Annotated in this window: 19 protein-coding genes and 8 tRNA genes; 17 read left to right on the forward strand and 10 right to left on the reverse strand. The window is 41.4% G+C overall.

Translation table 11 applies throughout. From position 1 onward, the window contains the following. Nucleotides 1-67 precede the first annotated feature (67 nt). Genes FTT98_RS00370 through FTT98_RS00380 form a run of 3 tightly spaced genes read right to left on the reverse strand, consistent with a single transcriptional unit; the run spans nt 68 to nt 4939 of the window. On the reverse strand, nt 68-3172 hold the full coding sequence (locus FTT98_RS00370) for an efflux RND transporter permease subunit (protein ID WP_180039695.1): 3105 nt from the start codon (nt 3170-3172) through the stop codon (nt 68-70). 23 nt (nt 3173-3195) lie between these two features. Further along, nucleotides 3196-4299, reverse strand: coding sequence for an efflux RND transporter periplasmic adaptor subunit (locus tag FTT98_RS00375; RefSeq protein ID WP_180021272.1), 1104 nt, complete (start codon nt 4297-4299; stop codon nt 3196-3198). A 46-nt stretch (nt 4300-4345) separates the two neighbouring features. Then, nucleotides 4346-4939: a hypothetical protein gene (locus FTT98_RS00380; protein ID WP_373685107.1), complete on the reverse strand. Its 594-nt coding sequence runs from the start codon at nt 4937-4939 to the stop codon at nt 4346-4348. Between the two features lie 343 nt (nt 4940-5282). Between FTT98_RS00380 and pilG the strand changes: the two genes are divergently transcribed. The 6 genes from pilG (at nt 5283) to FTT98_RS00410 (ending at nt 13875) form a co-directional block, all read left to right on the forward strand. Beyond that, complete coding sequence (pilG, locus tag FTT98_RS00385) at nt 5283-5666, forward strand: twitching motility response regulator PilG (protein ID WP_078191060.1); 384 nt, start codon at nt 5283-5285, stop codon at nt 5664-5666. Between the two features lie 29 nt (nt 5667-5695). Continuing rightward, entirely contained in the window at nt 5696-6064 is a 369-nt protein-coding gene (locus FTT98_RS00390; RefSeq protein WP_078191059.1) for a response regulator, read from the forward strand. 6 nt (nt 6065-6070) lie between these two features. After that, entirely contained in the window at nt 6071-6607 is a 537-nt protein-coding gene (locus FTT98_RS00395) for a chemotaxis protein CheW (protein WP_180007529.1), read from the forward strand. 44 nt (nt 6608-6651) lie between these two features. Next, nucleotides 6652-8727, forward strand: a complete 2076-nt coding sequence (locus FTT98_RS00400; protein WP_180039697.1) for a methyl-accepting chemotaxis protein — start codon at nt 6652-6654, stop codon at nt 8725-8727. 162 nt (nt 8728-8889) lie between these two features. Further along, complete coding sequence (locus FTT98_RS00405; RefSeq protein ID WP_180039699.1) at nt 8890-13404, forward strand: Hpt domain-containing protein; 4515 nt, start codon at nt 8890-8892, stop codon at nt 13402-13404. Between the two features lie 3 nt (nt 13405-13407). Beyond that, on the forward strand, nt 13408-13875 hold the full coding sequence (locus tag FTT98_RS00410; RefSeq protein WP_180039701.1) for a hypothetical protein: 468 nt from the start codon (nt 13408-13410) through the stop codon (nt 13873-13875). Nucleotides 13876-13944: 69 nt separating this feature from the next. On the opposite strand, the gene dapE is transcribed toward FTT98_RS00410, so the two are convergent. The 3 genes from dapE to FTT98_RS00425 form a co-directional block, all read right to left on the reverse strand. After that, nucleotides 13945-15078 (reverse strand): succinyl-diaminopimelate desuccinylase, encoded by a 1134-nt coding sequence (gene dapE / locus FTT98_RS00415; RefSeq protein WP_180039703.1) that lies wholly within the window; start codon nt 15076-15078, stop codon nt 13945-13947. A 121-nt stretch (nt 15079-15199) separates the two neighbouring features. Continuing rightward, nucleotides 15200-15349, reverse strand: a complete 150-nt coding sequence (locus FTT98_RS00420) for an entericidin A/B family lipoprotein (protein WP_180004989.1) — start codon at nt 15347-15349, stop codon at nt 15200-15202. 163 nt (nt 15350-15512) lie between these two features. Next, nucleotides 15513-16376 (reverse strand): DUF1853 family protein, encoded by an 864-nt coding sequence (locus tag FTT98_RS00425; RefSeq protein ID WP_180039705.1) that lies wholly within the window; start codon nt 16374-16376, stop codon nt 15513-15515. A gap of 88 nt (nt 16377-16464) precedes the next feature. Here FTT98_RS00425 and FTT98_RS00430 point away from each other — a divergent pair, with 88 nt between their 5' ends. From FTT98_RS00430 to FTT98_RS00480, 11 genes are all read left to right on the forward strand, one after another. Then, nucleotides 16465-16899 carry a YbaN family protein gene (locus FTT98_RS00430; protein WP_180039707.1) on the forward strand — a complete coding sequence of 145 codons (435 nt, stop codon included), beginning with the start codon at nt 16465-16467 and terminating at the stop codon, nt 16897-16899. Then, nucleotides 16892-17386: a cell wall-recycling L,D-carboxypeptidase ElsL gene (elsL, locus tag FTT98_RS00435; RefSeq protein ID WP_180039709.1), complete on the forward strand. Its 495-nt coding sequence runs from the start codon at nt 16892-16894 to the stop codon at nt 17384-17386. The genes FTT98_RS00430 and elsL overlap by 8 nt, the downstream gene beginning before the upstream one ends. A 461-nt stretch (nt 17387-17847) precedes the next feature. Then, nucleotides 17848-17923, forward strand: a tRNA-Val gene (locus tag FTT98_RS00440). Between the two features lie 29 nt (nt 17924-17952). Continuing rightward, nucleotides 17953-18029, forward strand: a tRNA-Asp gene (locus tag FTT98_RS00445). 47 nt (nt 18030-18076) lie between these two features. After that, nucleotides 18077-18153, forward strand: a tRNA-Asp gene (locus FTT98_RS00450). Nucleotides 18154-18174: 21 nt separating this feature from the next. Then, nucleotides 18175-18250: transfer RNA gene (locus tag FTT98_RS00455), tRNA-Val, on the forward strand. A 13-nt stretch (nt 18251-18263) separates the two neighbouring features. Then, a tRNA-Asp gene (locus FTT98_RS00460) sits at nt 18264-18340 on the forward strand. A gap of 31 nt (nt 18341-18371) precedes the next feature. Then, nucleotides 18372-18447 (forward strand) — tRNA-Val (locus FTT98_RS00465). 44 nt (nt 18448-18491) lie between these two features. Then, a tRNA-Asp gene (locus tag FTT98_RS00470) sits at nt 18492-18568 on the forward strand. A 98-nt stretch (nt 18569-18666) separates the two neighbouring features. Next, a tRNA-Val gene (locus FTT98_RS00475) sits at nt 18667-18742 on the forward strand. Between the two features lie 97 nt (nt 18743-18839). Beyond that, a complete protein-coding gene (locus FTT98_RS00480; protein ID WP_078191441.1) occupies nt 18840-19301 on the forward strand; it encodes a DUF2750 domain-containing protein in 462 nt (153 codons plus the stop codon). A gap of 53 nt (nt 19302-19354) precedes the next feature. Here FTT98_RS00480 and FTT98_RS00485 read toward each other — a convergent pair whose 3' ends face one another. From FTT98_RS00485 to yccS, 4 genes are all read right to left on the reverse strand, one after another. Beyond that, nucleotides 19355-20125 carry a YdcF family protein gene (locus FTT98_RS00485; protein ID WP_180039711.1) on the reverse strand — a complete coding sequence of 257 codons (771 nt, stop codon included), beginning with the start codon at nt 20123-20125 and terminating at the stop codon, nt 19355-19357. Between the two features lie 104 nt (nt 20126-20229). After that, nucleotides 20230-22932 carry a sulfite reductase flavoprotein subunit alpha gene (locus tag FTT98_RS00490; protein ID WP_180039713.1) on the reverse strand — a complete coding sequence of 901 codons (2703 nt, stop codon included), beginning with the start codon at nt 22930-22932 and terminating at the stop codon, nt 20230-20232. 189 nt (nt 22933-23121) lie between these two features. After that, a complete protein-coding gene (locus FTT98_RS00495) occupies nt 23122-23682 on the reverse strand; it encodes a YcxB family protein (RefSeq protein WP_078191438.1) in 561 nt (186 codons plus the stop codon). 85 nt (nt 23683-23767) lie between these two features. Further along, nucleotides 23768-25936, reverse strand: coding sequence for a YccS family putative transporter (gene yccS / locus FTT98_RS00500; protein WP_180039715.1), 2169 nt, complete (start codon nt 25934-25936; stop codon nt 23768-23770). Nucleotides 25937-26045 lie beyond the last annotated feature (109 nt).

Below are 26045 nucleotides of genomic sequence, written 5' to 3' on the forward strand. Positions count from 1 at the left end.
AGTGGAGAGTATACAATAAAAAATGAGGTGAACATTTTCCAAAGTCACCTCATTTTAGATTTTGTCATTATGACATGATTTTTTTGGCCTGACGTGCAAGGAAGTTTCGGAAATCATCCAAATAGGTAAAAATCACTGGAACAACCACGAGTGTCAGTAAGGTAGAAGTAATCACTCCGCCAATCACGGCATGTGCCATTGGCGCGCTTTGTTCACCGCCTTCACCTAGACCAAGTGCAAGCGGAACCATACCCATCACCATTGCACTGGTGGTCATTAAAATGGGGCGTAAACGGGTTTTACCTGCTTCAATAATTGCGTCATAACGATCTACACCATGATCCATGGCTTTTTTAATAAAGTCGATGAGTAGAATTGCGTTCTTTGTCACCAAGCCCATGAGCATAATAATCCCGATAATGGAAAAGAGGTTCATGGTTGAATTAAATAAGAATAGGGCTAAGAAAACCCCAATCAATGATAAGGGTAATGAAGCCATAATGGCTGCAGGGTGAATGAAGCTATTAAATTGTGAACCCAAAACAATATAAATAAATACAATAGAGAGGGTAATCGCTGTCATTGCATAACCCGCAGACTCAGCCATATCTTTATTGGCACCTTGCGTGACAAAACTATAACCCGGTGGCAAGTCGAAGTTTTTCTCTATCTCATTGATTTCGGCACCAATATCACCCGCAGGACGTCCTGCTGTGTTGGCTTCAACCATTACTTCACGTGCCAGATCACGACGGTTAATTTGTGAAGCACCAAGTGTTTCTTCAAAGCTTGCCACACTTGCCAATGGAACTAAAATAGGTAAGCCTGCAGCATCGGTTTTTTGTGATGTGATGTACATGCTTTGAATGTCAGTTGGCAGTCGACGCTGATCTTCAGTGAGTCTTAAATTTACATCATAGGTTTCGCCTTTATCATCCTTCCACGTTGTTACATTATCCCCCGCAAGAAGAGGGCGTAACACATTGGCGATCTGATTGACGGATAAACCTAAATCACTGGCTAAAACGCGATTGATATGTACACCTAGCGTCGGTTTAGGTTCTTTGAGTGAGCTTTCTAAGTCGACAATACCGTCGACTTTCGAAATTTCTTTCATGAAGCGGTCAGATATGCGTTGTAACTCATCCAAGTCGGGGCCTTTAATCGAGATCATGACCGGCTTTTGACCGCCCGAAACTGTTTCATCAGCTGAGGCAATCGAGGTAATAGTAATTCCTGCCACATGTTTTAAACGTGTACGGAATTCATTGTTGAGATCCGTTAAGGTTTGACTACGCTCCGTACGTGGTGAAACGGTGACACGAATGCTGGCATGGTTTTTGCCGCGGTCAGTAGCACTATTAATGGCACCATAAGTGGCTTTGACTTCTGGATGCTGGCGAATGATACGATCTACTTGCTTAAGCTTCGCCTGTGAATATTCAAGGGTTGCATCAACGGGTGTTTCAAATTTGATCCGAATTTCACCTTTGTCTGGTACCGGTACAAATTCGGTTCCGATCAGTTTGGATAAACCCAATGCACCAAATAATGATGCAACGGCGATTAAAAGGGTGATGAGACGGAACTTTAAAGCAAGCTTGAGTAATTTTTCATAATGATGGCTTAAGTTGTCGAGTTTGCCCGAAATCCAGTTAAAGAAGCATTTGATTTTTCCCGGCTTTTTATTAGGATCGTGGCGCTCTGCCCAGTGAGCAGACAACATCGGGTCAAGGGTGAAACTCACAAACATTGAAATCAGTACAGCAGTACTGACGGTTACACCAAATTGATAGAAGAACCGCCCAATAATACCGCCCATAAATGCCACAGGTAAAAATACCGCGACAATGGTCAAGGTCGTGGCCAATACAGCTAAACCAATTTCTTTCGTGCCGTCGAGTGCTGCGGTGACGTGGTCCTTGCCCATATCGGCATGGCGGACAATATTTTCACGGACCACAATGGCATCATCAATCAGGAGACCGATACTCAGCGAGAGAGCCAGTAGGGTCATCATGTTGATGGTAAAACCAAAAATCCAAACAAAGGTGAGGGTGCCCAGTAGCGAAATCGGTAGGGTTAAACCTGTAATGGCTGTCGAACGAAATGAGCCGAGAAATAACAATACAATGAATACCGCAAGTACAGCACCTTCAATTATGGTACGTGCCACATCTTTAATGCTGCCACGAATACCTTTAGATGAATCAACCACAATTTCTGCGGTCGTGCCCTGCGGCAATTGCTGTTGAATTTTACTTAAGGTTTTACGGGTATTATCAACAACCTCAATCACATTAGAGTCCGAACTTCTCAGAATGTCGACAGCGACGGCTGTTTTACCATTCAGATAAGCACTCGACTCCATTTCAGCTTGGCTATCTTCTATTTCGGCAATTTGTTTGAGATAAATCGGCGCGCCATTTTTATTGGCAACCACTAAATCACCGAATGAGTTTGGGTGAATAACCCGAGATTTAATTTCGACCACCAATTCTGAGTTCTTTTGTTTTAAAGTCCCCCCTGGAACTTCAATATTTTCAGATTTTAGGGTGTTTATAACTTGGTCTATCCCAATCCCGAAACTTTGTAATTTTTGCGGATTTACTTGAATACGAATTTGACGCTGTGCATCACCCAATAAATTGACCGTACCGACACCGGGAACCGTTCTAAGCTGGGGCACAATCCGTTGATTCAGATAGGAACTCAAATCACGTAAAGACATGTCCTTCGATTCAAAAACAATCGACATAATCGCACTGGCAGTAGGGTCATAACGTTCTACGATGGGGTCATCAATTTCATCACGAAATTGTGCGGTTACTGGTGCAATTTTATCTCGAATATCCTGTGCAGCTACAGAGGACGAGACATCTAGATTAAATTCGACAATAACCGTGGATAAACCTTCACTGGATTGAGAAATGACTTGCTTGAGGCCTGAAATGGTATTGATCTGATCTTCAAGTTTCTTGGTGATTTCAGATTCGACAGACTCAGGAGAAGCACCCGGATAGTTGGTGTAGACAACAACAAAAGGGAAGTCGATATCAGGAAACTCTTCAACACCCATACGTTGCCAAGATGCGAGTCCTAGTACCATCAGACAGAACATCATCATGATAGTGAAAACAGGATATTTCACACTAATTCGGGTTAACCACATAACAACTGTCCTGCCTTATTCTTTTAATTTTGGCTGATACTTACATCTTGTTTGATATCTGAATCATTAAATTTAATTCGGCTGATCAGATCACTATTTTGTAAGCCCTGAACAATCGCGGTGTTATTGCTATAACTCTGATTCAAAATTTGTACAGGTACTTTGGCAATTTTATTTTGACGAATGACCCAGACGTAAGGTTTATCTTTTAGACTTTGAATGGTGTCGAGTGGAATTTTTTGGCCTGAAATATTATCCGTGCCTAAGATGTGGCCTTCGACAAAAGCACCAATACTTAATGAAGTAATAGTTTCATTTGGGGCTGCAAAAAATTCAATTTGACGACTAGCCTGATCGGCAATTGGTGAAATCCGGCTGATTTGTGCTGTGAGTAAATTGCTATTACCTTGGATGCTATATTCAATCTTTTGTCCAATTTTCAGTGCAGCTTGCTGATCACTTGGTAATTTGGCTTGAATTTCTAATTGGTCTGGATTGACGATTTCAAAAAGGGTTTGTCCGGCAGCAACCGTTTGTCCCGGTTCAACATCACGTTTGGTAATCACGCCTTGGATAGGGCTATAAATGGTGCCGTCTTGATTGGCTTTACGTGCAATATCGACATTGGCTTGTTGAGCGCGAACATTTTCCATTTGAGCTTGGTAATCGACACGACTTTGTTCAAACTCTACTTTGGAAATAAAGCCTTGATTCAGCAAACGCTGTTTACGGTCCATCATCAGTTTAGCTTGATTGGCTTGAGCTTGTGTGGATGCAAGGTTTGCTTGTGATTGAGCAAGACGTGCGGCATTGTCTTGATTATTTAAACGCACCAACACTTGGCCTTTGCTGACACGTTGTCCGACCTCTGCATTCACATTGGTTGCAGTCGCAGTGACTTGGGCTTGAATACTGCTCTGATTGACCGCCCGAATGGTACCAGTAAAGGCCGTTTTTGAAATGGCGTTGCCTTGTTCGATCGTCACCAGATCTTGTTGAATCAATTCAATCTTATTTTCTGGTTTAACACTTTTCTGCGGATCTTCTTTTTGACATGCAGCCAAAGCCAGGCTTATGCAAAGCAGGCTAAGCTTTAAAAATGGGGATGATTGCTGTGCAGAGTGCATAATGGTCCTTATATCAGCGGTCTACAAAAGCAATTGAATAACAAGTTTATTCCATCGCTTTTAAACGCGTAATAATTCTGTCGTATTCAGCTTCTGTATTTCGATAGCGAGTTTGTAACGATTGAATGTATTCTTTTTTCGCTACCATATTTTTTTGATTATTATCCAACATTGTTTTTAATTTTGCCGGAACGGTTTCACCTTTTCGAAAATGTTCACGTTCTTGGCGAACAAATAATACACGATCATTTTGTAATTGTTTTAATTGTTCTTGTTCAGACACGATCTGTTTACGTATACCAGTCAGTGCATCACGCTTTTTGATGGCCGCAGTTCGGCTATTGGTATAGGCTTTTTTAAGTTTGATATCTGATGCTTGCTGACGTGCTTGGGCAGCACGCTGAGGAGCTTGTCTAACATCAGCTTCAGCATTGTAGGGGCGGTTACGTTTAATCACTTGCATATTTTGATCAAGTGCTTCATAACCATAGCGGATGTGATTTGGTGTCACATTGGTACTGATGTTTGCTACACCTTTACTGTCATAGTAACGATACCAAGTCGCCTTTTGTGGTTGCTGCGTATTGGTTGGTGCAGCAAATAAAAGCGGGGTATAAGCCAGTAAACAAGTCGTCAGAATGATTTTTTTTGAGAAATGTTTAAGGCCAATCAAGTGAATTTTTTTTGTAAGCGGACTCAACCTTGTACTCCCCAGTTTAAAGTTGACTAAATTACTTATTTTAAAGTAATAATCTTGCTATAATATGCTTAATTAAGACAATTAAATACTATTCCAAGTTAAAAAAAAATCGTTGGTCATCGGAAAGTGTGAAGCAGTTAATAAAAACAAGAAATCTTGTGTGTTTGCGCAGAAAATGTTCATTGAAAACGCAAGTAAAGATATGTTAAAAATGTTCACAACTTGTAAATAATAATGCTGCTAACTTAATTGTTTGTACATCCTCAATGGGTAGGGTCAATAAATGGACGATAAATTCCAAAATCTAAAAGTCATGGTAATTGATGATTCAAAAACCATTCGTCGTACGGCCGAAACGCTGCTTCAGCGTGAAGGATGTGAAGTAGTCACTGCTGTAGATGGTTTTGAAGCACTTTCAAAAATTGCAGATGCGAATCCAGATATCGTATTTGTCGATATAATGATGCCACGTCTTGATGGCTATCAAACTTGTGCCCTGATTAAAAACTCTCAAAATTATCAAAATATTCCTGTGATTATGCTTTCAAGTAAAGATGGTTTATTTGATCAGGCGAAGGGTCGTGTTGTAGGTTCGGATGAATACTTGACTAAGCCATTCAGTAAAGATGAATTGCTGAATGCAATCCGTAATCACGTTACGGCTTAATTAGATTTTTTATTTTTTGGGGAAAAAGCATGGCACGTATCCTAATCGTTGATGATTCACCAACAGAAACATTCCGTTTTAAAGAAATTTTAGGTAAACACGGATTTGAAGTGATTGAAGCTTCAAATGGGGCAGATGGGGTGACGATGGCTCAAGCTGAGTTACCTGATTTGGTCTTGATGGATGTGGTAATGCCGGGTGTGAATGGATTCCAAGCAACACGTCAAATTGCACGTGGTGCGACCACCAAACATATCCCGATTGTCATTGTAAGTACCAAAGATCAGGCAACTGACCGTGTTTGGGGTAAACGCCAAGGTGCTTCTGATTATCTAACTAAACCTGTAGACGAAAAACAATTAATTGATGTGATTAAGCAACACCTCAATGCAGGATAAAGCTCTATGGCAGCAAATGGATTTATCGAATTACTTCGAATCGCAAAACGAGGAAACAAGAACTACGTTTCCACTGAAAATGAAGTAAACCGATGGTCAGGCATTGCTTTTGAGATGATGGGGCAATATTACGTTGCTCCTTTAGGTGAAGTAGCTGAAGTGATCTACCCACCAAAATATACGCCAGTTCCCAACACCCAACCTTGGGTGATAGGACTAGCCAATATTCGGGGACGCTTACTTTCTTTGTCTGACCTAGCACAATATATAACCGGTCATCGAAGTAGTTTTTCACCCACTCAAAAAGTTTTATGTATTAGTCATAATGACCATTATGTCGGTTTGGTAGTCGATCAAGTTTTGGGTATTCAACACTTTAATAAGAAAAGTTATTTTTCTAAACATAATGAGTTGGATCGAAATTTACAGGAATATTGTCAGGGGTATTTCCACCAGCATAACCAGCAGTGGAATGTATTTCTCTTCAGTCGTTTACTGCAAAATCCAAAATACATGAACGCATCTATAAAATTTATAAATTAATTGTCGCGCACGAACGAAAGAAGGCGTAATCGGGGAGAAGCTGAATGGGCTTTAAACTTAAAAAGAAAAATACGGGTGAAAGCACCAGTGGTCGTAAAGGCGGTAATGCTTTTCTGGCAAAACTGCAATCACAGACAGATCAATTATCTCGAGTTTTTGGTGATAGTGAAAAATCCAAACCATTTATTTATGGTGCGATTGGTTCATTAGTACTGGCAACGATCATTTTATTATACCTATTCTATAGCGTTCCTCGCGGTAACCAATTAACGCAAAGTTTGGGTGAACTCCGTCTTCTTTCGCAAACAATTTCGCGTCAAGCAACTGAAGCAACAGCTTCAGGTACTGAAGATGCAATGAAAAAATTAATTGCTTCTCAAGATTCGTTCAAAGAAAACTTGGAAACTGTAAAAGATATTCATGCAAATACCGATGCGCTGAAATCTGTAGATACGCAGTGGGCTGAAGTTTCAAAAAGTATTGACTTGATTACTTCGCAACAAAAAATCATTAACAAGTTATATGACACAAACATCGCGATTGGTGAAACCATTCCGGGGATTCAGGCTGAATATAACTTGATGGTCGACCAAATGGCACGTCAAGACATGCCTTCGAACCAGGTGGTAATTGCGAAAAACCAAGTATTAATTGCGGAACGTATTTTACGTTCGATCAGTTCGGTGCTTTCAGGTTCTGATAGCTCACGTGAGTCTGCAGATGACTTTAGTGCCGATACTGAAACCTTTGGTTTGTACTTAAATGCTCAATTGGATGGTAGTACAGAGCTTGGTGTACAACGTATTGAAAGCCCTGAATTACGTGAGTCACTTGAAGGTATTAAAGCTGAATATGATGACGTATTAAAATCAGCGGCTGCGACAATTTTGAAAAACTCAACGCAAATTGTGAACGTACGTAAAGCATCTTCACAAATTTTTGCTGAGTCAGACAAATTGTTGGACAACTTAAATCAATTGTCTTCTAGCACAGGCTTGAAAACCATTTTACCTGCGGTACTGTTGATTCTTGCTTTAACAGCCTTCTTGATCTGTGTGTTCAAACTTCTTTCTTTACGTGGTCAATCGGATAAATTCCGTGTAACCCGTCTTCAAGAAGAATATGACCGTAACCAGAACGCGATTTTACGTTTACTCGATGAAATTGCCGATCTTGCAGACGGTGACTTACGTTCGTATGCGACGGTATCTGAAGACTTTACGGGTGCGATTGCCGACTCGATTAACTTCGCAATCGACCAATTACGTGACCTTGTATCGCGTATTACAGAAACTTCTCAAGAAGTTGCACAATATACGGCGAATACGCAGGGTATTACCAACCAGCTTGCAGAAGCATCTGAGCATCAGGCGCAAGAGATTGCTGGTGCATCTGCCGCGATTAACGAAATGGCAATGTCGATTGACCAAGTATCTTCGAACGCTGAAGAATCAGCTGTCGTAGCAGAACGTTCAGTACAAATTGCTGCAAACGGTGCAGATGTTGTAAACCGTTCAATTGAAGGTATGGACACGATTCGTGAGCAGATTCAAGAAACTTCAAAACGTATTAAACGTTTGGGTGAGTCTTCTCAAGAGATTGGTAACATTGTCGCACTGATTAACGATATTGCCGACCAAACGAACATCTTGGCATTAAACGCAGCAATTCAGGCGTCGATGGCGGGTGAAGCAGGTCGTGGTTTCGCCGTGGTAGCGGATGAGGTACAGCGTCTTGCGGAACGTTCAGCGTCTGCAACCAAACAGATTGAAGGCTTGGTAAAAACCATTCAAACGGATACTAACGAAGCCGTAATTTCAATGGAACAAACGACTTCGGAAGTTGTACGTGGTGCGAACTTGTCTAAGGATGCCGGCGTAGCACTGGATGAAATTCAGTCTGTATCGGGTAACTTGGCGAAACTGATTGCAAACATTTCGGATGCTGCAAAACTTCAGTCTGCTTCAGCAGGTCATATTGCGACAACGATGAACGTTGTACAAGAAATTACCTCGCAAACCACCAGTGCAACATTTGATACTGCACGTTCGGTATCTGAATTGGCGAACATGGCTGAATCATTACGTGAATCTGTATCTGACTTTAAACTCCCAGAGTAAGTCAGGCGCAAACCTGCAGTACCTTAGCTACGGTTAGGGTACTGCACCGATTACAGATAACACATCGATAAGGTGAACTTAACGTCACAGTTAAGTCTTAGGTGATGGTTACAATTAAGTTTGAGCAACCTTCTTGGTGGCAAAACATAAGAAGCCTTAGCTATGAAAGAAATATTAAAAAATTTAGTTGAAACAACTACGCTTCCTGAAGATAGTTATCTTGATCAAGATGCAGAAATTTTAGAGATTTTTGTTGAAGAAATAGAAGAAATCTTTGAAGAACTAGCGGGTTTATTTACAACTTGGTTGGAAAATCCACAAGATAAAGACACTTTAACGACGATTCGTCGTCATTTCCATACCCTGAAAGGTTCGGGTCGTATGGTCGGGGCAAAATCGGCGGGTGAAACTGCATGGGCAGTTGAAGATACGCTGAACCGTGTCATTGCGGGTTCAGTACAGTTAACGCCAACCGTTCAAAAGTTTGCACAAACAGTTTTAAATGTTTATCAATATAAGCTCTATCCACGGTTTAAAAATGTTGCCGAATTGGATGTTGATTTACGCCCATTGGTTTTAATGGGGCAACAATTACAACAAAATATCAGCCTTGAGCCTGCACTCGAAGAATTATTAAAACTGGCAGATCAATTAAAATCTGAAGATGGTGTCACTGGTTTAGAACTGACTGATGTTGAAGCTACAGCACCTGTAGAAGTGCTTGAAAGTACGATTGATGTGGTCATTGAATCAGAATTTGTTGTTGAGCAATTGGATGCAGATGCATCACTAGTCGAAGAAACAGTGAGCATTTTTATTGAAGAAGCTGAAGAACATCTACAAACGATTGATCAGTTCCTCCAATCTGATGACAGTAAATCACAAGACTATAATGGCTTGATTCGCGCGCTACACACCTTACGTGGTAGTTCGTCGATGGCACAAATCGAAGAGATTTTTGAAGCCAGTTCAAAAGTTGAAAATTTATTCAAAACTTTATTGCAAGACGAAATCGTATCGAGCTCGAAAGAAACTGCTTTATTGATTCAATATGCTGAATTTGTTCGTGATTATTTACACGTGCTGCGTTCAGGAGATAAGGCAAATCTTGCATCTATTTATGAAACCTTCAAAGCCGCTTGGGATGATTATGGTTTTGCTAGCCAAGATCAATTGGCGCCTGAAGATAATCCACAAGGTTTGGTTTCTAAACTAATCGAATTAAATATTGATCAGTTATTAGATGCTGAATTTGAGTTTGATAAACGTGCACTTGCTGAATTCCCAGACTATATTCAACAGCTTAGTCAGCAAGCTTTAGAGTTGATCGAACATACAGATAATCGTGCGTCTGTTGGTATTCATGATTTCACAACTCAACTGTGTGCAGCGTATCAGTCTTTAGTTGAAAAGCCTGAATTGCTCCATGCTGATTATGGCTATGAGTTATTTGCGCAAGCACATCAAGAGTTCATTCACTTATTTGACACTTTAGCTGCGGGTCAGCGTGTAGTGTTAAGTGAAGAGGTTCAGCGTTTCTTAAATGAGCTGACTGCATTTGTTCAACAAGACATTGAAGCAGTTGCAGCGACGACTACACCAGAAGCTCATGTAGTTGCTGAACCTGTTGCCACAGTAGAAGATAAAGCCGCTGTTGCAAATACAACAGCAGTAGACTTTGCACAATTAAGTCAGCGTATTCAACTTGATCATCAACAGATGCAAGCGGCTGATGCGAATAATGACTTTGATGAAGATCTTTTAGGGATCTTTATTGAAGAGGCAGAAGAGTTATTGGTGGGGATTGACCAAGACCTCAGTACTTGGACACGTGATCAGACCAATACTTCAGCTTTGAATAATTTAATGCGCTATTTGCATACCCTAAAAGGTGGTGCAAATATGATTGCCGCGTCTCATGTGGGTTTAATTTCGCATGAATTAGAGTCGATTTATGAGCGCATTATTCGTCAGCAAATTTCGATTACGCCTGCGTTAATTCAAATTATTCGTTTAGTGCAGGATGATATTTCAGATCGTATTCAAACCATTCGTGACCAAGGGATCGACTACCCAGCGAATAATGTGATCGATATTCTCAAGAATATTCAGTCAATTGTGGCAGGAGAGCGTTCAGAAGCTGTTGCATTGGCTTCGGCCCCTATTTCTGCTGAAACTGAACAAACAGCAGTAGAACCAGATGTATCGGTGTCAGAGCCGATGGATGTTGCTGAAGACACTGCAGAAGCAGTGGTTGAAGCTCAAACGACTGCTCACACTGAGTCTGCTGTTGAACATCTTGAACATGCGGTTGCTGAACATGTTGAGCATCCAGATGACGATCTACGTTCTGTCATGGAAGAAACCTTCCTTGAAGAGTCTGAGGAAATTCTTGAACAAGCCGTTCAATTATTAAATCAATGGACTGAACAACGTAGTGACCGTAACGTATTGCTTCAATTACAACGTGCTGCCCACAGTATTAAGGGTGGTGCGCGTATGGTTGAAAATGAACCTGTTGCCGCAATTGCGTATCAACTTGAGACGACGTTTGAGCATTTCGCGGTTCATCATTTCAACTCAAATGCATATGACGGCTTACTCAAAACGACGTTGGCATGGTTAAAAGAAGCGATCTTCAACCACGACTATAGTAATTTTGATAGCATCAAATTGAGCCTAGAATCCATTCAGTATGTGGATGTTACGGTTCAATTGCCAAACCGTGTTGCAGAATTAGAACAAGGTATTGTCAGTAAAGGCTTTGAATTTATTCAAGGTGATGGTGTTGAACCTCCATCTATGTTGGGTGAATGGTCTGAAGCTAATTCTTCTGATAACAGTAATGAGATGATTCGTATCTCGGCTGATCTCGTCGAGAAGATGATTGACTTATCAGGCGAAAACTCGATTAACCGTTCACGTATTGAGATGGACTTAGGTCAGCTAGGCAATACCTTGAATGAAATGGAGTTAGCAATTAAGCGACTTGCTGACCAGTTACGTCGAATGGATGGTGAGCTTGAGTCACAAATTATTGCCAAACATGGTTCTGAAAATTCACGCTATGCGGATTTCGACCCATTGGAGATGGACCAATATTCATCGATTAACCAATTGTCAAAATCTCTAGCCGAATCTGCGTCGGATTTGGTTGACTTCAAGAGTACTTTGGCAGAAAAAATCCGTGATGCGGAAGGTCTGTTATTACAACAATCACGTATTCAGTCAGAAATTCAAGAAAGTCTGATGCGTACCCGTTTGGTGCCATTTGATCGTTTGTTACCACGTTTACAACGTATTGTGCGTCAAACCTCTTCGACCTTGAACCGTCCTGCAGAATTGATTGTTCAAAATACAGAAGGTGAATTGGACCGTACGATCTTAGAGCGTTTGGTGACACCATTTGAACATATGCTGCGTAATGCGGTCGACCATGGTTTAGAAGATACTGCTGACCGTTTGGCTTTAAAAAAGCCAGAAGTAGGTAGCATCGTCTTGAACATTAGTCGTCAGGGTACTGATGTACTGGTGTCTTTCAGTGATGATGGTAAAGGGATTGATGAAACCAAAATTAAAGACAAAGCCTTAAAACTTGGTTTAATCAAAGCGGATCAGTTCCTCGATAAACAAGAAATCTTGCAATTGATCTTCCATCCAGGTTTCTCAACGGCACAAGCGGTAACGCAAATTTCGGGTCGTGGCGTTGGTCTGGATGTGGTGCAAAGTGAAATTAAAGCCTTGGGTGGTCATGTTTCCGTAGAGTCTGAGTTAGGTAAAGGGACAACCTTTACCATTCGTGTACCAACGACGGTAGCGGTCAGCGATGCCTTGATGGTGAAAGCTGGCGATCAGCAATATGCGATTTCATTAGCGCAAATTGAGCGTATTGTCCGTATTACACCTACGGCACTTGAAACTTACTTCAATAGTAAGGATGACGTGTTTAAAATTGACAATACCAATTACAAACTACGTTATCTATCAGAGTTTGTGGGTAATCAGCCAATTCCACGTTTAAATAATGTCGGCCATTCATTGCCTGTACTGTTAATTAAAGGCAACAGTGGTCAAACCATTGCTTTATTGGTCGATCAGCTGGTGGGTTCACGTTCTCAAATCGTGGTGAAACCAATTGGTCAACAATTTACCAGTGTGGCCGCGATTGCAGGTGCCACGATTCTAGGTGATGGTCATGTATGTTTGATTTTGGATGGGCAAAATATTGCACGTCAAATTCAAACTACACAGCGTGTTAAACATTCAGCTGAGCAGCGTGATTTGGGCCGTCAAGCCAATGCGCGTCGTTTAGTGATGATTGTCGATGACTCGGTGACAGTACGTAAGGTGACTTCACGCTTACTTGAACGTCAAGGTTATGACATCGTGACAGCGAAAGATGGTGTGGATGCAATTGAACAGCTTGAAAATGTCCGTCCAGACTTGATGCTACTTGATATTGAGATGCCACGTATGGATGGTTTCGAAGTGACTAACTTAGTCCGTCACCACGACATTCACCGTGACTTGCCAATCATTATGATTACATCGCGTACAGGTGAAAAACATCGTGAGCGTGCATTTAGCTTAGGTGTGACTCACTATATGGGTAAACCATTCCAAGAAGCTGAATTGCTTGCCAATATTGAAGCTTTAATTGCAGAAAAGCAGGGGTAATCTATGAGCCAAAATACTGTTTCTCAGGTTGTCAGCGATAAAATTGATCAACAGGAACTGCAACATCTTATTACGGTTTCTACCGGTTTTATAGATGCGTATATCATTGATTGTCATGGTAAAGAGCCAATGTTGTTGCCACAAAATATTGTGCTTTCAGCGCTCGATAGTGCAACCAAGGTTCCTTTTGTTGAATGGCATGAATTGAAATTGCCTGTTTTCTCGGTCAATGATCCTGCAAAAAATCAGGGCGTGGCTTTGGTGATTGAAGGTGATGATGTTGGACAGCGTTTTGCACTGATGTGTAATGAAATGCCGAAAACCATTCGTCTGCGTATTTCTGAAGTGGTTGATGAAGAAAAAGCTGTGAAAGACGCCAATATTTTCCAATATGTACGCCTGGCCGATCAGGTATTTCATATTCCAAATTTAGCCAATATTCAAAACAGTATTGGGCTTCAAGCGGCTTAATATTTGCAAAACGCGATATAAAAAAAGGAACTCAATGGAGTTCCTTTTTTTTGACTATGCAGGGAATATTTAAGCCAACAGGTTTTCTAAAATCTTTTCGTAAATTTCAGAAAGTGGCTCCAGTTCTGCCACATTGACGTGTTCATTGATTTGGTGAATCGTGGCATTTAAAACACCCAATTCAAGCACCTGCGCACCTGTAGGTGCAATGAATCGACCATCAGAAGTACCACCACTGGTCGAAAGTTCTGTTTCAGTCCCTGTAACATCTCGAATGGCATCACGTGCGGCATTCACTAACTCACCGACAGGGGTGAGGAATGGAAGACCAGATAAGGTCCAAGAGATATCATATTCAACGCCATGACGATCTAGAATTTCCAAGGTGCGTGCTTTGAGTTCGTCCGCCGTCACTTCTGTTGAATAGCGGAAGTTAAAGAGTAAATTCATCGTGCCCGGAACAACGTTGGTTGCGCCTGTACCGGCATTGATATTGGAAATTTGAAAAGATGTTGCGGGGAAGTATTCGTTGCCATTATCCCACACGGTATCGCAAAGTTCAGCCAGTGCCTTTGATGCTGTATGGATTGGATTGACCGCTAGATGTGGGTAAGCAACGTGCCCTTGTTTACCCTTAACCGTTAAATTCGCATTTAGCGAACCACGACGACCATTTTTAACAATATCGCCAAGTGTGTTGGTGCTAGATGGTTCACCCACCAAACACCAAGTCATTTTTTCATTACGCGCTTCTAAAGTTTCAACAACTTTGACAGTCCCGTTGATCGAAGGACCCTCTTCGTCAGAGGTAATAAGAAATGCAATCGAACCTTTATGATTTGGATGCTTTGCAACAAAACGTTCTGAAGCAACAACCATAGCTGCCAACGCGGTTTTCATATCTGCGCTGCCACGACCATACAGTTTACCGTCGCGAATTTCAGGAAGAAATGGGTCAGAACCCCATGCATCCAAGTTACCCGTAGGTACTACATCCGTATGACCTGCAAAGCAAAATACTGGTGCTTCAGTCCCTTTACGTGCCCAAAGATTATCTACATCATCAAAACGCATATTTTCAATGTTAAAGCCAATTTTGGCTAAACGATCCGCCATAATGTTCTGGCAGGTATGGTCAATCGGTGTCACCGACGGTTGGCGCAGTAGTTCTAGGCTGAGATCAAGAGTTGCTGTTGAGGTCATGCTAAATACAGAAGTCAAAAATGTCGCAATATAATAGGCGAATCAACAAGCGAAGGGAAATTTAGACGTAAAAAACCCTATTAAAAAAATAGGGCTCTTTTATAAAATCTTGGGAAATAAATTAATTGCGGCGAATTTCTTCTGAAGTTTTCTCTGCAGTATTGGTTACCGCATCTCCAGCTTTAGATACGTCTTGACCCATACCCTTTACTGTATTACAACCTGTCAGTATAAAAGCGACCATAAGTGATGCAGCTAGAATTTTTTTCATTGACTGTATTCTCCATTATGAAAGAATAATTTTTAGAGGAATAAATTATTCTGATGTGAGATTTAGATTAAAAAATGGCCGTATTAAACAGTAGGTGGTTTTTATGGTGATTAAGTAAATTAATGTAATTTCTACTAAACTACAAATTTCGCCTTCCGTTATTTTAAGTGATTTGCGGTAAAACCAAGCGTGGTTGTCTATACATATAATAGCTTTCATCACTGCTTTTTTTATACAGGCCATCTGTCCACCAATGAGCGGTTTCACTTGTGGGTTGCTGCTGCACGCAGATCCATTCATGTCGTTGTAAGCGATAATAGCCTTGACTTGTGGATGGAATAGCGTGTCCCCATTGACCTATTCTGCGCGCAGGATTGACCCAGTTTGGCAATGTGTTGGTACGCTGAATAGGTAAATATAATTGACCTTTTAAAACACAATAGCGCTGTTGAATTTGCTGCCCAAGTGCTTCATCAAATTGGAATTGTTTTTGGGTGAAATGATTAAGCTTACGAGCCAAAGTATCACTACGATTTAAGCCATACCAATAGGGTAATTGAAAATCACGCTCGGCTAGATAATATTTTAAAGCCACTTCCCAATGTTCAACTTCATCACTTTCGGTATTTTTTAAAACAAAATCGAGTTCACCTACTGTACGAGGGCCGTCAATTTTTTGAATGCTATGTCCGAGTAACTGGTAGGGATGGTATGGGTGATCGAGAAGCCAAAACCATATAAACATTTCGAAACGTAAACCAAGGCGAGTACTTTTTAATTTTTGTAAAAATTCTACTAATGCACTTGGGTGTTGTTCGAGTTGTTTTAAACGGGGAAGGTAGGCTTCAAAATGTTTTTGCCAAAGCTCGCTTGGATGAAAATGAAAGGGATAGCGGATTTCGAGTTCATTGGGAATTTGCTGCAGAATATTTGGGCTAGCAATACAGAAAGCCAATTGGCGAACTAAGGGCTGTTTAAATTGCAACCATGGCTCAAAATAAGACGACGTTGTCGGGGTTACAGCCATATTGAAACCTTTCGAATAATGCAGAATAACAACGGATAATTGTTAAAAACATCTTATACTACCTGAATTGAAAGTTCAGGGTAGCGGTATGAAGACGTTGTTTTGGCGAAGCTTAGTGGTTGTCTTTGTCATTTTAGGCTTTATAGGGGCTTTATTGCCGGGAATGCCCACGACAGTCTTCTTAATATTAGCAGCATGGGCAGCTTCAAAAGGCTGGCCACAAATGGATGCTTGGTTATTGAATCATCCTAAATACGGCCCAACCCTACGCGCTTGGCGCGAAAATGGCACCGTCCCCCGCAAAGCAAAATGGTTTGCATCGATCATGATGTTTGTGAGTGGTCTGATTATGCTTTTTACTTCTGCACCGATTGCCGTCAAGATTTTCACGGACTTAACCATGTTGATCGTTGGTATTTGGTTATGGACACGACCTGAGCCAAATCAGATGCGGACTATTGAACAATCGCCGCAGACTAAACAAGAAGATAAAGATAAGCAGAAAGAGCAAGAGCATGTCTGAATATACCCAAGATCAAGCCGATATCCTGATTAACTTGAAAGATCAAACTTTAACTTTGCCGAAGCTGAATAAGTTTTACCTGATTTCATCGGGTAAAAATGGCATTGGTGAGCAGGAAAATAGTGGTAAGACCCCACGAGGCTGGCATCAAGTCGCTGAAAAGTTTGGTGGACAACAACCTCAAAATGCAGTTTTTAAAGCACGTCAGTGGACCGGAGAGGTTTACGACGAGCAACTTGCTGCATCACACCCTGATCGGGATTGGATTTTATCTCGAATATTATGGCTCAGTGGTTTAGAACCCGGCTTTAATGCAGGTGAGGGCTGTGATACTTATAAACGTTATATTTATATTCATGGCACACCAGATCGCGAGCCTATGGGTATACCGATGTCACATGGTTGTATTCGCATGCGAAACAGCGATGTTGTAGAACTTTATCAATTGATTCCATTAAATGCGCTGGTTTACATCACTGAACATTGAACACGTCGTTAAAAGCACAAGCCATGAAAACCGAAGTTCATGGCATCAAAACTAAGATTTGAAAAATTAAAGTGAGTTTGAAAGGCGTTTTTTTGTCAGGACTTTTGTCAGGACTAATGCTCGCAAACCAACAGAAAGTCGTGTTTGAATGTATTTTGTACACTAGGGTGTTTTAGAATGCAGTGTGTGTGGTGAATTAATCGTCGGTTCGCTGAACGATTAGCTATGAGTCCACGCGAAAAACTGTTTTTATGTGAATGATGCAGAATATAAGTCATATTTTTAGTAATAAATTTACAGGTTTATAGCTAAAAAATGTTCAAAAATACTGATTTTTCCGCAATATAACTTATTTTTTAATCACTCAAACAGAAAAAGTGGAAAAGAGTTAGAAAAGCGTTTGACAGACCGTGAGGATTCTCTATAATGCACCTCATCAAACGATGAACATGTTTTGAAAAGGGCGCTTAGCTCAGTTGGTAGAGCGTCTGCCTTACAAGCAGAATGTCGGCGGTTCGATCCCGTCAGCGCCCACCAAACCTTTTCAGCGTTAAGATATTTAGAGTGCAGCGGTAGTTCAGTTGGTTAGAATACCGGCCTGTCACGCCGGGGGTCGCGGGTTCGAGTCCCGTCCGCTGCGCCACTTTAAATCTTAATTCGTTTGAACCACAATAGCGACATTGTGTAAGTGCAGCGGTAGTTCAGTTGGTTAGAATACCGGCCTGTCACGCCGGGGGTCGCGGGTTCGAGTCCCGTCCGCTGCGCCATTTACATGATAGATCTTTTGAGGGCGCTTAGCTCAGTTGGTAGAGCGTCTGCCTTACAAGCAGAATGTCGGCGGTTCGATCCCGTCAGCGCCCACCATATTTTTTGCGATGCAGCGGTAGTTCAGTTGGTTAGAATACCGGCCTGTCACGCCGGGGGTCGCGGGTTCGAGTCCCGTCCGCTGCGCCATTTCAAAGAATATAATTGTTGTACCCTTTAAGGGCGCTTAGCTCAGTTGGTAGAGCGTCTGCCTTACAAGCAGAATGTCGGCGGTTCGATCCCGTCAGCGCCCACCATATCTTTTAAGATATAGGTTGTGTTTCGAAAGAAACTACGTGATGCAGCGGTAGTTCAGTTGGTTAGAATACCGGCCTGTCACGCCGGGGGTCGCGGGTTCGAGTCCCGTCCGCTGCGCCATTTATCTTAAAAATCTCTGTTCAAGAGAATGCCTTTAGAAAAATCTTCGATTTTTCTCTTGCGCTCAGACAAAGCTTCGCTTTGTTACTCTTCGCTCAGGGCGCTTAGCTCAGTTGGTAGAGCGTCTGCCTTACAAGCAGAATGTCGGCGGTTCGATCCCGTCAGCGCCCACCATATTCTTCTATAGAAACTTCTTTATCCAAAAGCTTGCCTAAATTTTCTGATTTACATAGAATCCGCTCTATAATAATTTTAATATTGTATGTGATCTATGAGAAATCCATATCAGCGCAAGGCAGCGTCTAAAACTCAAACCACAAATTACAATCCTCAAGAAACCTATAAACAATTTATTGAAAATATGGTCGCTCAAGGTGGCGTGATTGCGTTATATCAAGATGGTTGGGCACTTTGTGCGACACCTACAGGTCAACGTTCCTTCGCCATTTGGCAAAACCGTGGTTTGGCACGTTTATTAATTAAAGACAATTGGTCCAATTATGAAATTCAGGAAATTTCATTAAAAGACTTTATCGAAAAAGTCATTCCGTTTTTACGCAGCGAGAGCACTACAGTATCTTTAGATTTAACCCCAGAAGGGCAAAATATTTTGGTTGCGCCTGAAAAGATGCTGTTAGATATTAAAAATTATTTATATCAAGTCTATCAACAGCGCCCAGAAATTTTTGAAAACCTTAAAATTCCTTTGCCACGTAGTATTCGTTTAAATTAATGGTTTATTTACAGCATAAAAAGTCCTTGTTCATTGGTCGAACAAGGGCTTTTTTAATATTCATTGAGTACAAAACCACTCAAAAAGGCAAAATATTCACGTAACCAAGAGTTGTAGCGGATGTACAGCGGTGTAGGTGCTGCAATGGTATACACTTGTGTATAGCCTAACTTTCGTGCAATTGCTTTTGCACGTGGGAGGTGAAAGTCACTACTGGCAATTGCAATGGGGGCATCAAGAGAAATCTGATGTTGTTTTAAAATCATTTTACTGTTGATCAGGTTGAGTTCTGTACTGGTACTTTTACTTTCTTCATATATGCCTGCCGCTGAAATGTCATAGTGTTGAAGTAAATAGCGTTTCATGACGGAAGATTCGGTCATTTTTTCATTAAAGCCTAAACCACCGGTCATGATCATAATAGTATTGGGTTGTTGCAAGGCATACGGTGCTGCGGCATCGAGACGCGCCTTTAAGGTCGGAGAGGGTTGACCATTTTCAATACCGCTACCCAAAACGATGATGGCTTGGAAGGAAGTAAATGGCTTAGATTGGTGGCTATTGAAGTGTAAATACGCAAAAAACAGCAAAAGGCTCAATAGCCAAAGCCAAAACAACCACCATGCCGCACGCCAGAGCCTTTTGAGTTTGGGGGAATGATCTAAAATATTGTGGATTTGGGTTGTAAATAGTCCGGATATAAGAAAAATACACCCAATGACTAAGGGTAAAAGAATGCCTAAATGAATTTTATCTAATGTAAGCAACCAAATGGCATCTACACAGAGCAGCAAGCCTACACAAAGCAGTAGTATTCTTTTCATTCAAAAAATTAAAGCAGTATCCGTATTTGGCCTAAGTATAGCGTGAAAAAAACCAGACACGAGGTCTGGTTTTGAGTTGGGGCTATTGATTAGTAAACATCTTATTAGTAAACATCACGGCGGTAACGTCCAGCTTGACGCAGTTCAGCAACAATATCTTCACCTAATATATCAATTAATGCGTGGTCAACGTCAGTTGCCATACCATTGATACTACCGCAGACGTAAATCACGGCACCTTGTTCTACCCATGATTTTAATAAGGTCGCTTGGTCACGTAGCTCATGATGCACATAGCGTTTCTCCGTTTGATCACGAGAGAAGGTGAGGTCTATGCGTTGTACTAAACCGGTGTTTTGCCATGCTTCAATGATGTCTTGATAAAAGAAATCATGTGCGCGTTGGCGCTCACCAAAAATCAGCCAGTTTTGCGTATAGTCTTGACGAACGCGTGCATGTAATAAGCTGAGTAAACCAGCAATACCGGTACCGTTACCAATACATATCACAGGACGATTATCTGCAATTAGATGGAATGATTCATTGGTACGAATACGCAGTTGTAGTGTGCTGTTGATCGCTGCATGTTGTGTTAACCAACCAGAGCCTAAACCAAGCTCACCATCCGCATTGGACTGCTGACGTACCACTAAGCGTAATACTTGCTGACTTGGAATACTGGCAATGGAGTATTCGCGAGTTGGAAGCGGTGGAAGCTGTTCGAGCAAATGATCAAGATTGGCAAATGGTTCAACATCCGTATTTAGGTTGCGATCCAATAATGCATCTTCAATGCGTTGCTGAGTAGAATCAACCACTTGCTGACTTTGAATTTGGTACTTTTGCATGAAGTTTGCAATACGTTCAGCACTATTACCCGGCTGAATCTCTGCAATATCACCCGCTTGCCAGTTGGCTTCATGTTGCGGTTTTAACTCAATATTAAATGCAGGGGCACCTAAACTGTTCGGGTTGAGTAGATCACGTTTGGTCAATGTCCATGCATCAAAAGTTTTTTCAATTTGCATGTGCTGAAGTTCAAGTTTAGTCGCTTTGGCTAAAGCGCTATTCCATGCTTGAATGGCTTGGGTGTCGCCATTATTGACTTCAATTGTGTCAAACAGGGGCTTCGCAGCATTACTTTGCATCCAGCGATGAATCGCATGACCAAAGCTACAGAACGTATCCGGATATTCTTCAGAGCCTAAAGCTAAAACGGCAAACTGAACATGACTCAAATCGAGGCGTTGTGTCATCAGTTTACGTTCAAAGCTTGAAGCGAGGTCAGGTGCTTCGCCAGTGCCATAAGTACTTGCAACAAATAAAACCTGAGAGGCTTGAGTTAAGTCATCTGCTGAAAGTTGCTGAACAGGTTTCACTGTTACAGGCTGATGAGCCTCTTGTAAGCTTGTTGCTGTACGCCATGCCAATTGTTCAGACTGACCTGTTTGTGATGCATAGCAAATTAACCAAGGCTGTGCATTTGGGTCGATGGTAACTGGTGCTAAGCTTTGACGGGCTTGCTGTGTCAGTTTTTTCTGTTTACGACGTTTGAGATAGAGCATCCATCCTGTGACAAAGAACAGCGGCATCATGAGGGATGCAATAACCGCAAAGAACTGATAAATCGGTCCGAAGAAACTACCACGATGCACAGGTAACATGCTGGTCATGATTTTTTCATTTAACTTTTTATCTTCGTATAACTCGATATCGGTGAGAGCAGACGTTTGGTAGTTATAAGTCGCTTTGTTGCGAGCACGCTCATGTTGAGGGACTGCATCGACGAAGTTAATCTCTAATTCACCATTGGCTTTTTTCGGAATATTAAAAGTGACACTTGAGTATTCACGACCAATATTTTGATTAAAGCCGTTCCAACTTTGCGTAAGAGCAATATTTACTTGTTTAGGTTTTAGACCACGTTTTTCTCCGCGACCTTCAGCACCATGTTTATTTTCTTGAGCGCCATGTTCAGAGAGACCTGACGTTGCAGGATTGCTTTCAGAACGTGCTTGGTGTTCACCTCGAGATTGTCCTGCTTCAGTGGCTTGTTTTTCACCACCTTGCTTTGCACCTGCCTGTTCAGTAGGGTGCCCATTCGTTTTTGGCCCTTCTTGTAATTGGGGCTGTGGACGTTCAACGCCCATGACCTTAAACATGCCATTACGCCACCAGTCATAAGACCAGTACAGACCTGTACATGCCAAAATGAGATAAAAAACAATCACCCATGTGCCGACGACTGCATGTAAATCCCATAGGAAATTACGTCCTTTGAGTTTCGGTTTTACTGCAAGCCATTGTTTTACAGAATGTCTTTTTGGCCAACGCAGATACAAACCACTCAATACAAAATAAATCAGCATCAGTGTACATGCGCCGGTAATTTGTTTACCTACAGGGCCAACAGTTAAATTACGGTGTAGTTGCTGTACAAACTGGAAGAATTTTTGACCTTTGATTTCAGGTAAAACTTCGGCTGTATAGGGGTTAACCATCATGTTATAGCCACGACGAGCACCTTCCTTGACAATATTCACGGTACTTGAGGCGGTAGCATCTGAGGCAATAGAGATGCTGTTAATTTTCATGTCAGGATCAGACTGACTAAAGTGCTCATAAAGCTCAGCAGGGGTTAGTTTAGGCTGCTGTTGAACCTGAACTACATAACTGTCCTGATTGATTGCTTTAAGTATTTGCTGTTCATAGGAATAAATGGCACCTGTAACCCCCATGAGCGAGAGTATTAAGCCGGCACTAATCCCCAAGAACCAGTGAATCTGGAAAAGGGTTTTCTTAAACATGATGGATTTAATATTGATAAAAGGTTGCTGAATTGCGACGAATTATAAACGATGATGTAGTAGAGAATGTGGAAAAAGTAAGTAATATTCATTCTCATTATTGTAATTATCAATGATCATTCGAAAATTAAACAGATAAAAAAACCTCCAAAAAGTGGAGGTTTTTTTATACATAAATGTCTGTTTGGCTTAAATTGCTTTAGCTGGGCCTACAGTTTCATTTAAGTGCTTACGAATGGTCGAAAATGGAAACTTCTTGCTATCCATACGTTTAGGCAAGATGTATGCACCGTCTTGACCCTTCACTTTAAAGTTTAAAAGGATGAAGTCTTTGGTGTCATACCATTCATGAATGTCTTTCCAACCGACAGTCATCGTACCCATGTTTGCGCCCATACGTTGCTGCATTGAGATCCCATGCGGCTGAACACCCATACGAATGCCTTTAATTTCTTGTACAGGGACTTCGTTCAGTTTGCGTTTCGCATACCATTCGATACCGAATTTACGCACAAGGAAGTAAATCACGACACAGACAATAGCTACCCAGCAAAATACTGTTGAATAGTTCTTAATAAAGATGAGGCCCAAGAGTGCCAGTGCAAGAATTGCACCCATAATTAGCCATGCTTTTTTGCCAATTTTGAAGTTACTGCGAGACAGAACAAGTTGAGCATAACGTTGTTCTTCTTCAGAAATTTCATAAGCCACTGGCTCTAGCGTGTAGGCGTATAAATTTTTTGCGGTCATAGTGAAAGTAACAGATTTAAAACTGTAAAAAGTTTAGCATTATTTATACCAATTCAGTGAGTATATTGTTCCAAAATCATCCAAATTATAGCGAAGCCAGTTCAGTCGATGCCTGATCATGCTCATGACTGAGATTTTGTTTCAATTGGCTAAATTGGTTCAACACGTTAAACATCAAAGAAAGCTGTTGTAGCACAATTAAGGCTTTCTGATCTTCCTCACTGTTTTGTGACAAACGCTGACGGATTTCTTGCAACATATTTTGCGCAGATAAGTCTGGAACTTCGTCACGTAGCAATGCACCTTGAATGTCATCCGCAGCTTTATCCAATAAGGCTAAGACCTGTTGGCCTTGAATTTTTTCACGATGCGCACCTAAGGCCGCGATATAACTAATAAAGGTATGATTGAGGCACAAAAACTCAAAGGCTAAAGCTTTTTGAGTCGGATCGGTATCGGGTTCGGTGGCTAATGTGGAAATCAGTGATGCTACTTCTGCATCGGTATTATGTGCTGCACGACGGACCACACGATAATTCAACCCGTTATTACGACCAGATTTGTATTGTTCAACCACTTCGGCCAAATAATCACACTGCGCTTGAATAGAACGACTGATGGTCCGAGGCAGGCGACGGAATTTCCAATCTGGGAAAATGAAACTCACACCAAACCATGCCAAGGCACAACCAATCAGTGTATCAATCATACGCGGCATAGCTGCGGCAAAACCCATGCCATCTAAGTTAAAGTTAATCAGCGCCAAAATGGTAATAAACGCAGTGGCTTGTGCATATTGCTTACTACGTAGTTCAAAAAACAATACGCCACTTAAAATGAGTAGCAATAACTGACCTTCGACAGAAGGGACAAAATATAAAATTGCATAACCTAAAATAATCCCGACCAAGGTGCCAATGATACGTAAATAGAGGCGGCGCTTGGTGGCGTTAAAGTTCGGCTGGCTGACAAACAGGGCAGTCAATAAAATCCAATAGCCATAACTGATATTGGTCACTTGGACAAAAATATAACCAATAAATAACACGGTCGATAAACGCACAGCATGACGGAACAGCACCGATTCAGGGCTCAAATGTTGTTTGAATCGAATGACGATGTCGTCCCAACCTTTTAAATCATCATCTTTTAAACGATTTTCAATCAGGTATTGTCGGTCAATATAACGCTCGGTTTCGACATTACGTAATTGCGCATCGATGCCTTTTAGGTTTTGGTATAAAGCAAATAAAGAGTTGATCCAAACTTCATCATATTTTTGCTCTTCACGCAGCTTTTCGAGTGACAGTTTTAGATTGTGGAATGCATGTTTAAAGCGTTGATTATGATGATATGGCTTTCGCTGTAAGATACTGATACTCAAATCTTTACAGGCTTTTCCTTGAATTGAAAGCACACGTTGAAAGCGAAATAAAATATCACTATGTTCAAAAATACGGGTCAATTTTTGATAATCAATATGCGCGGAATCGGCACGTTCATGAATGTCTTGCGCGACAAAATAATATTGCAGGCTACGACGCGTATCTTTTTGTCCACGGTCGCCTTTTAAACGCGTTAATAAGGCTGTTTTCATATCGTTGAAAATGCCAATTAATTTGCCATTTTCTAGCGATAGCTCAATCAAACTTTGCTGGTAACTTTCTGGTGTCATATCGACATCAAACAAGTTAGATTTTGCAAATAAGAAGTCACCTAGAGATGAATAGCTTTGCGCCAATTTGTCCTGAACTTGACGTACAGGAAACAGTAGAAAGCTCAAAGTCGAAAGCAGTCCATACCACATCGCACCGATGACCAATAAACCTGCTTGTGTATACCAATTTTCAAAAAGTTCGACCCCTAGCATGGAATACACGGAGATCACCAGACAGCCATAAGAAATGGTGGCATAGCGACGACCCAATGAACCCAAAAGAATCCAACCGATACAAGACACAATCAGCCCCAAAGCAAATAAAATCGGATGCGGGAACAACAGATAAATGGATACCGCAGTAACAAAGAACCCGATATAGGTATAAATTTGATTGAGCACGCGGACTGAAAAGCGGTCATCTATATCACTTAGACCTGCGGCAACCACACCCAAAGTGAGGGGAATGGTCATCAATTGCTGATCTAAAAAATATGGGACAAAGGCTGTTCCTGCGAAGGCAATGACCATGCGCAAGTTATACATAAAGGTCGTGTTATAGGTTGCTTGTTTCAGTCGTGCGAGCCAGGCGTTCAAAATTTTTCCTTTGCTAAAGCGATGGGACAGTAAGCAATGTGTATCGTGTGAATTTTCACATTGAAGCCAAGAAATAATACTATGTGCAGTGTAAACTTGTCTGCAAAAC

Origin of the sequence: Acinetobacter sp. YH12039, from assembly GCF_013420015.1 — a bacterium.
Taxonomy (GTDB): Bacteria; Pseudomonadota; Gammaproteobacteria; order Pseudomonadales; family Moraxellaceae; genus Acinetobacter; species Acinetobacter amyesii.

Excerpts from the sequence above, each read along its gene's own strand:
- FTT98_RS00370 (WP_180039695.1), bottom strand. The coding sequence starts at position 3,172 with ATGTGGTTAACCCGAATTAGTGTGAAATATCCTGTTTTCACTATCATG.
- FTT98_RS00375 (WP_180021272.1), bottom strand. The coding sequence starts at position 4,299 with ATGCACTCTGCACAGCAATCATCCCCATTTTTAAAGCTTAGCCTGCTT.
- pilG (WP_078191060.1), top strand. The coding sequence starts at position 5,283 with ATGGACGATAAATTCCAAAATCTAAAAGTCATGGTAATTGATGATTCA.
- FTT98_RS00390 (WP_078191059.1), top strand. The coding sequence starts at position 5,696 with ATGGCACGTATCCTAATCGTTGATGATTCACCAACAGAAACATTCCGT.
- FTT98_RS00395 (WP_180007529.1), top strand. The coding sequence starts at position 6,071 with ATGGCAGCAAATGGATTTATCGAATTACTTCGAATCGCAAAACGAGGA.
- FTT98_RS00400 (WP_180039697.1), top strand. The coding sequence starts at position 6,652 with ATGGGCTTTAAACTTAAAAAGAAAAATACGGGTGAAAGCACCAGTGGT.
- FTT98_RS00405 (WP_180039699.1), top strand. The coding sequence starts at position 8,890 with ATGAAAGAAATATTAAAAAATTTAGTTGAAACAACTACGCTTCCTGAA.
- FTT98_RS00410 (WP_180039701.1), top strand. The coding sequence starts at position 13,408 with ATGAGCCAAAATACTGTTTCTCAGGTTGTCAGCGATAAAATTGATCAA.
- dapE (WP_180039703.1), bottom strand. The coding sequence starts at position 15,078 with ATGACCTCAACAGCAACTCTTGATCTCAGCCTAGAACTACTGCGCCAA.
- FTT98_RS00420 (WP_180004989.1), bottom strand. The coding sequence starts at position 15,349 with ATGAAAAAAATTCTAGCTGCATCACTTATGGTCGCTTTTATACTGACA.
- FTT98_RS00425 (WP_180039705.1), bottom strand. The coding sequence starts at position 16,376 with ATGGCTGTAACCCCGACAACGTCGTCTTATTTTGAGCCATGGTTGCAA.
- FTT98_RS00430 (WP_180039707.1), top strand. The coding sequence starts at position 16,465 with ATGAAGACGTTGTTTTGGCGAAGCTTAGTGGTTGTCTTTGTCATTTTA.
- elsL (WP_180039709.1), top strand. The coding sequence starts at position 16,892 with ATGTCTGAATATACCCAAGATCAAGCCGATATCCTGATTAACTTGAAA.
- FTT98_RS00480 (WP_078191441.1), top strand. The coding sequence starts at position 18,840 with ATGAGAAATCCATATCAGCGCAAGGCAGCGTCTAAAACTCAAACCACA.
- FTT98_RS00485 (WP_180039711.1), bottom strand. The coding sequence starts at position 20,125 with ATGAAAAGAATACTACTGCTTTGTGTAGGCTTGCTGCTCTGTGTAGAT.
- FTT98_RS00490 (WP_180039713.1), bottom strand. The coding sequence starts at position 22,932 with ATGTTTAAGAAAACCCTTTTCCAGATTCACTGGTTCTTGGGGATTAGT.
- FTT98_RS00495 (WP_078191438.1), bottom strand. The coding sequence starts at position 23,682 with ATGACCGCAAAAAATTTATACGCCTACACGCTAGAGCCAGTGGCTTAT.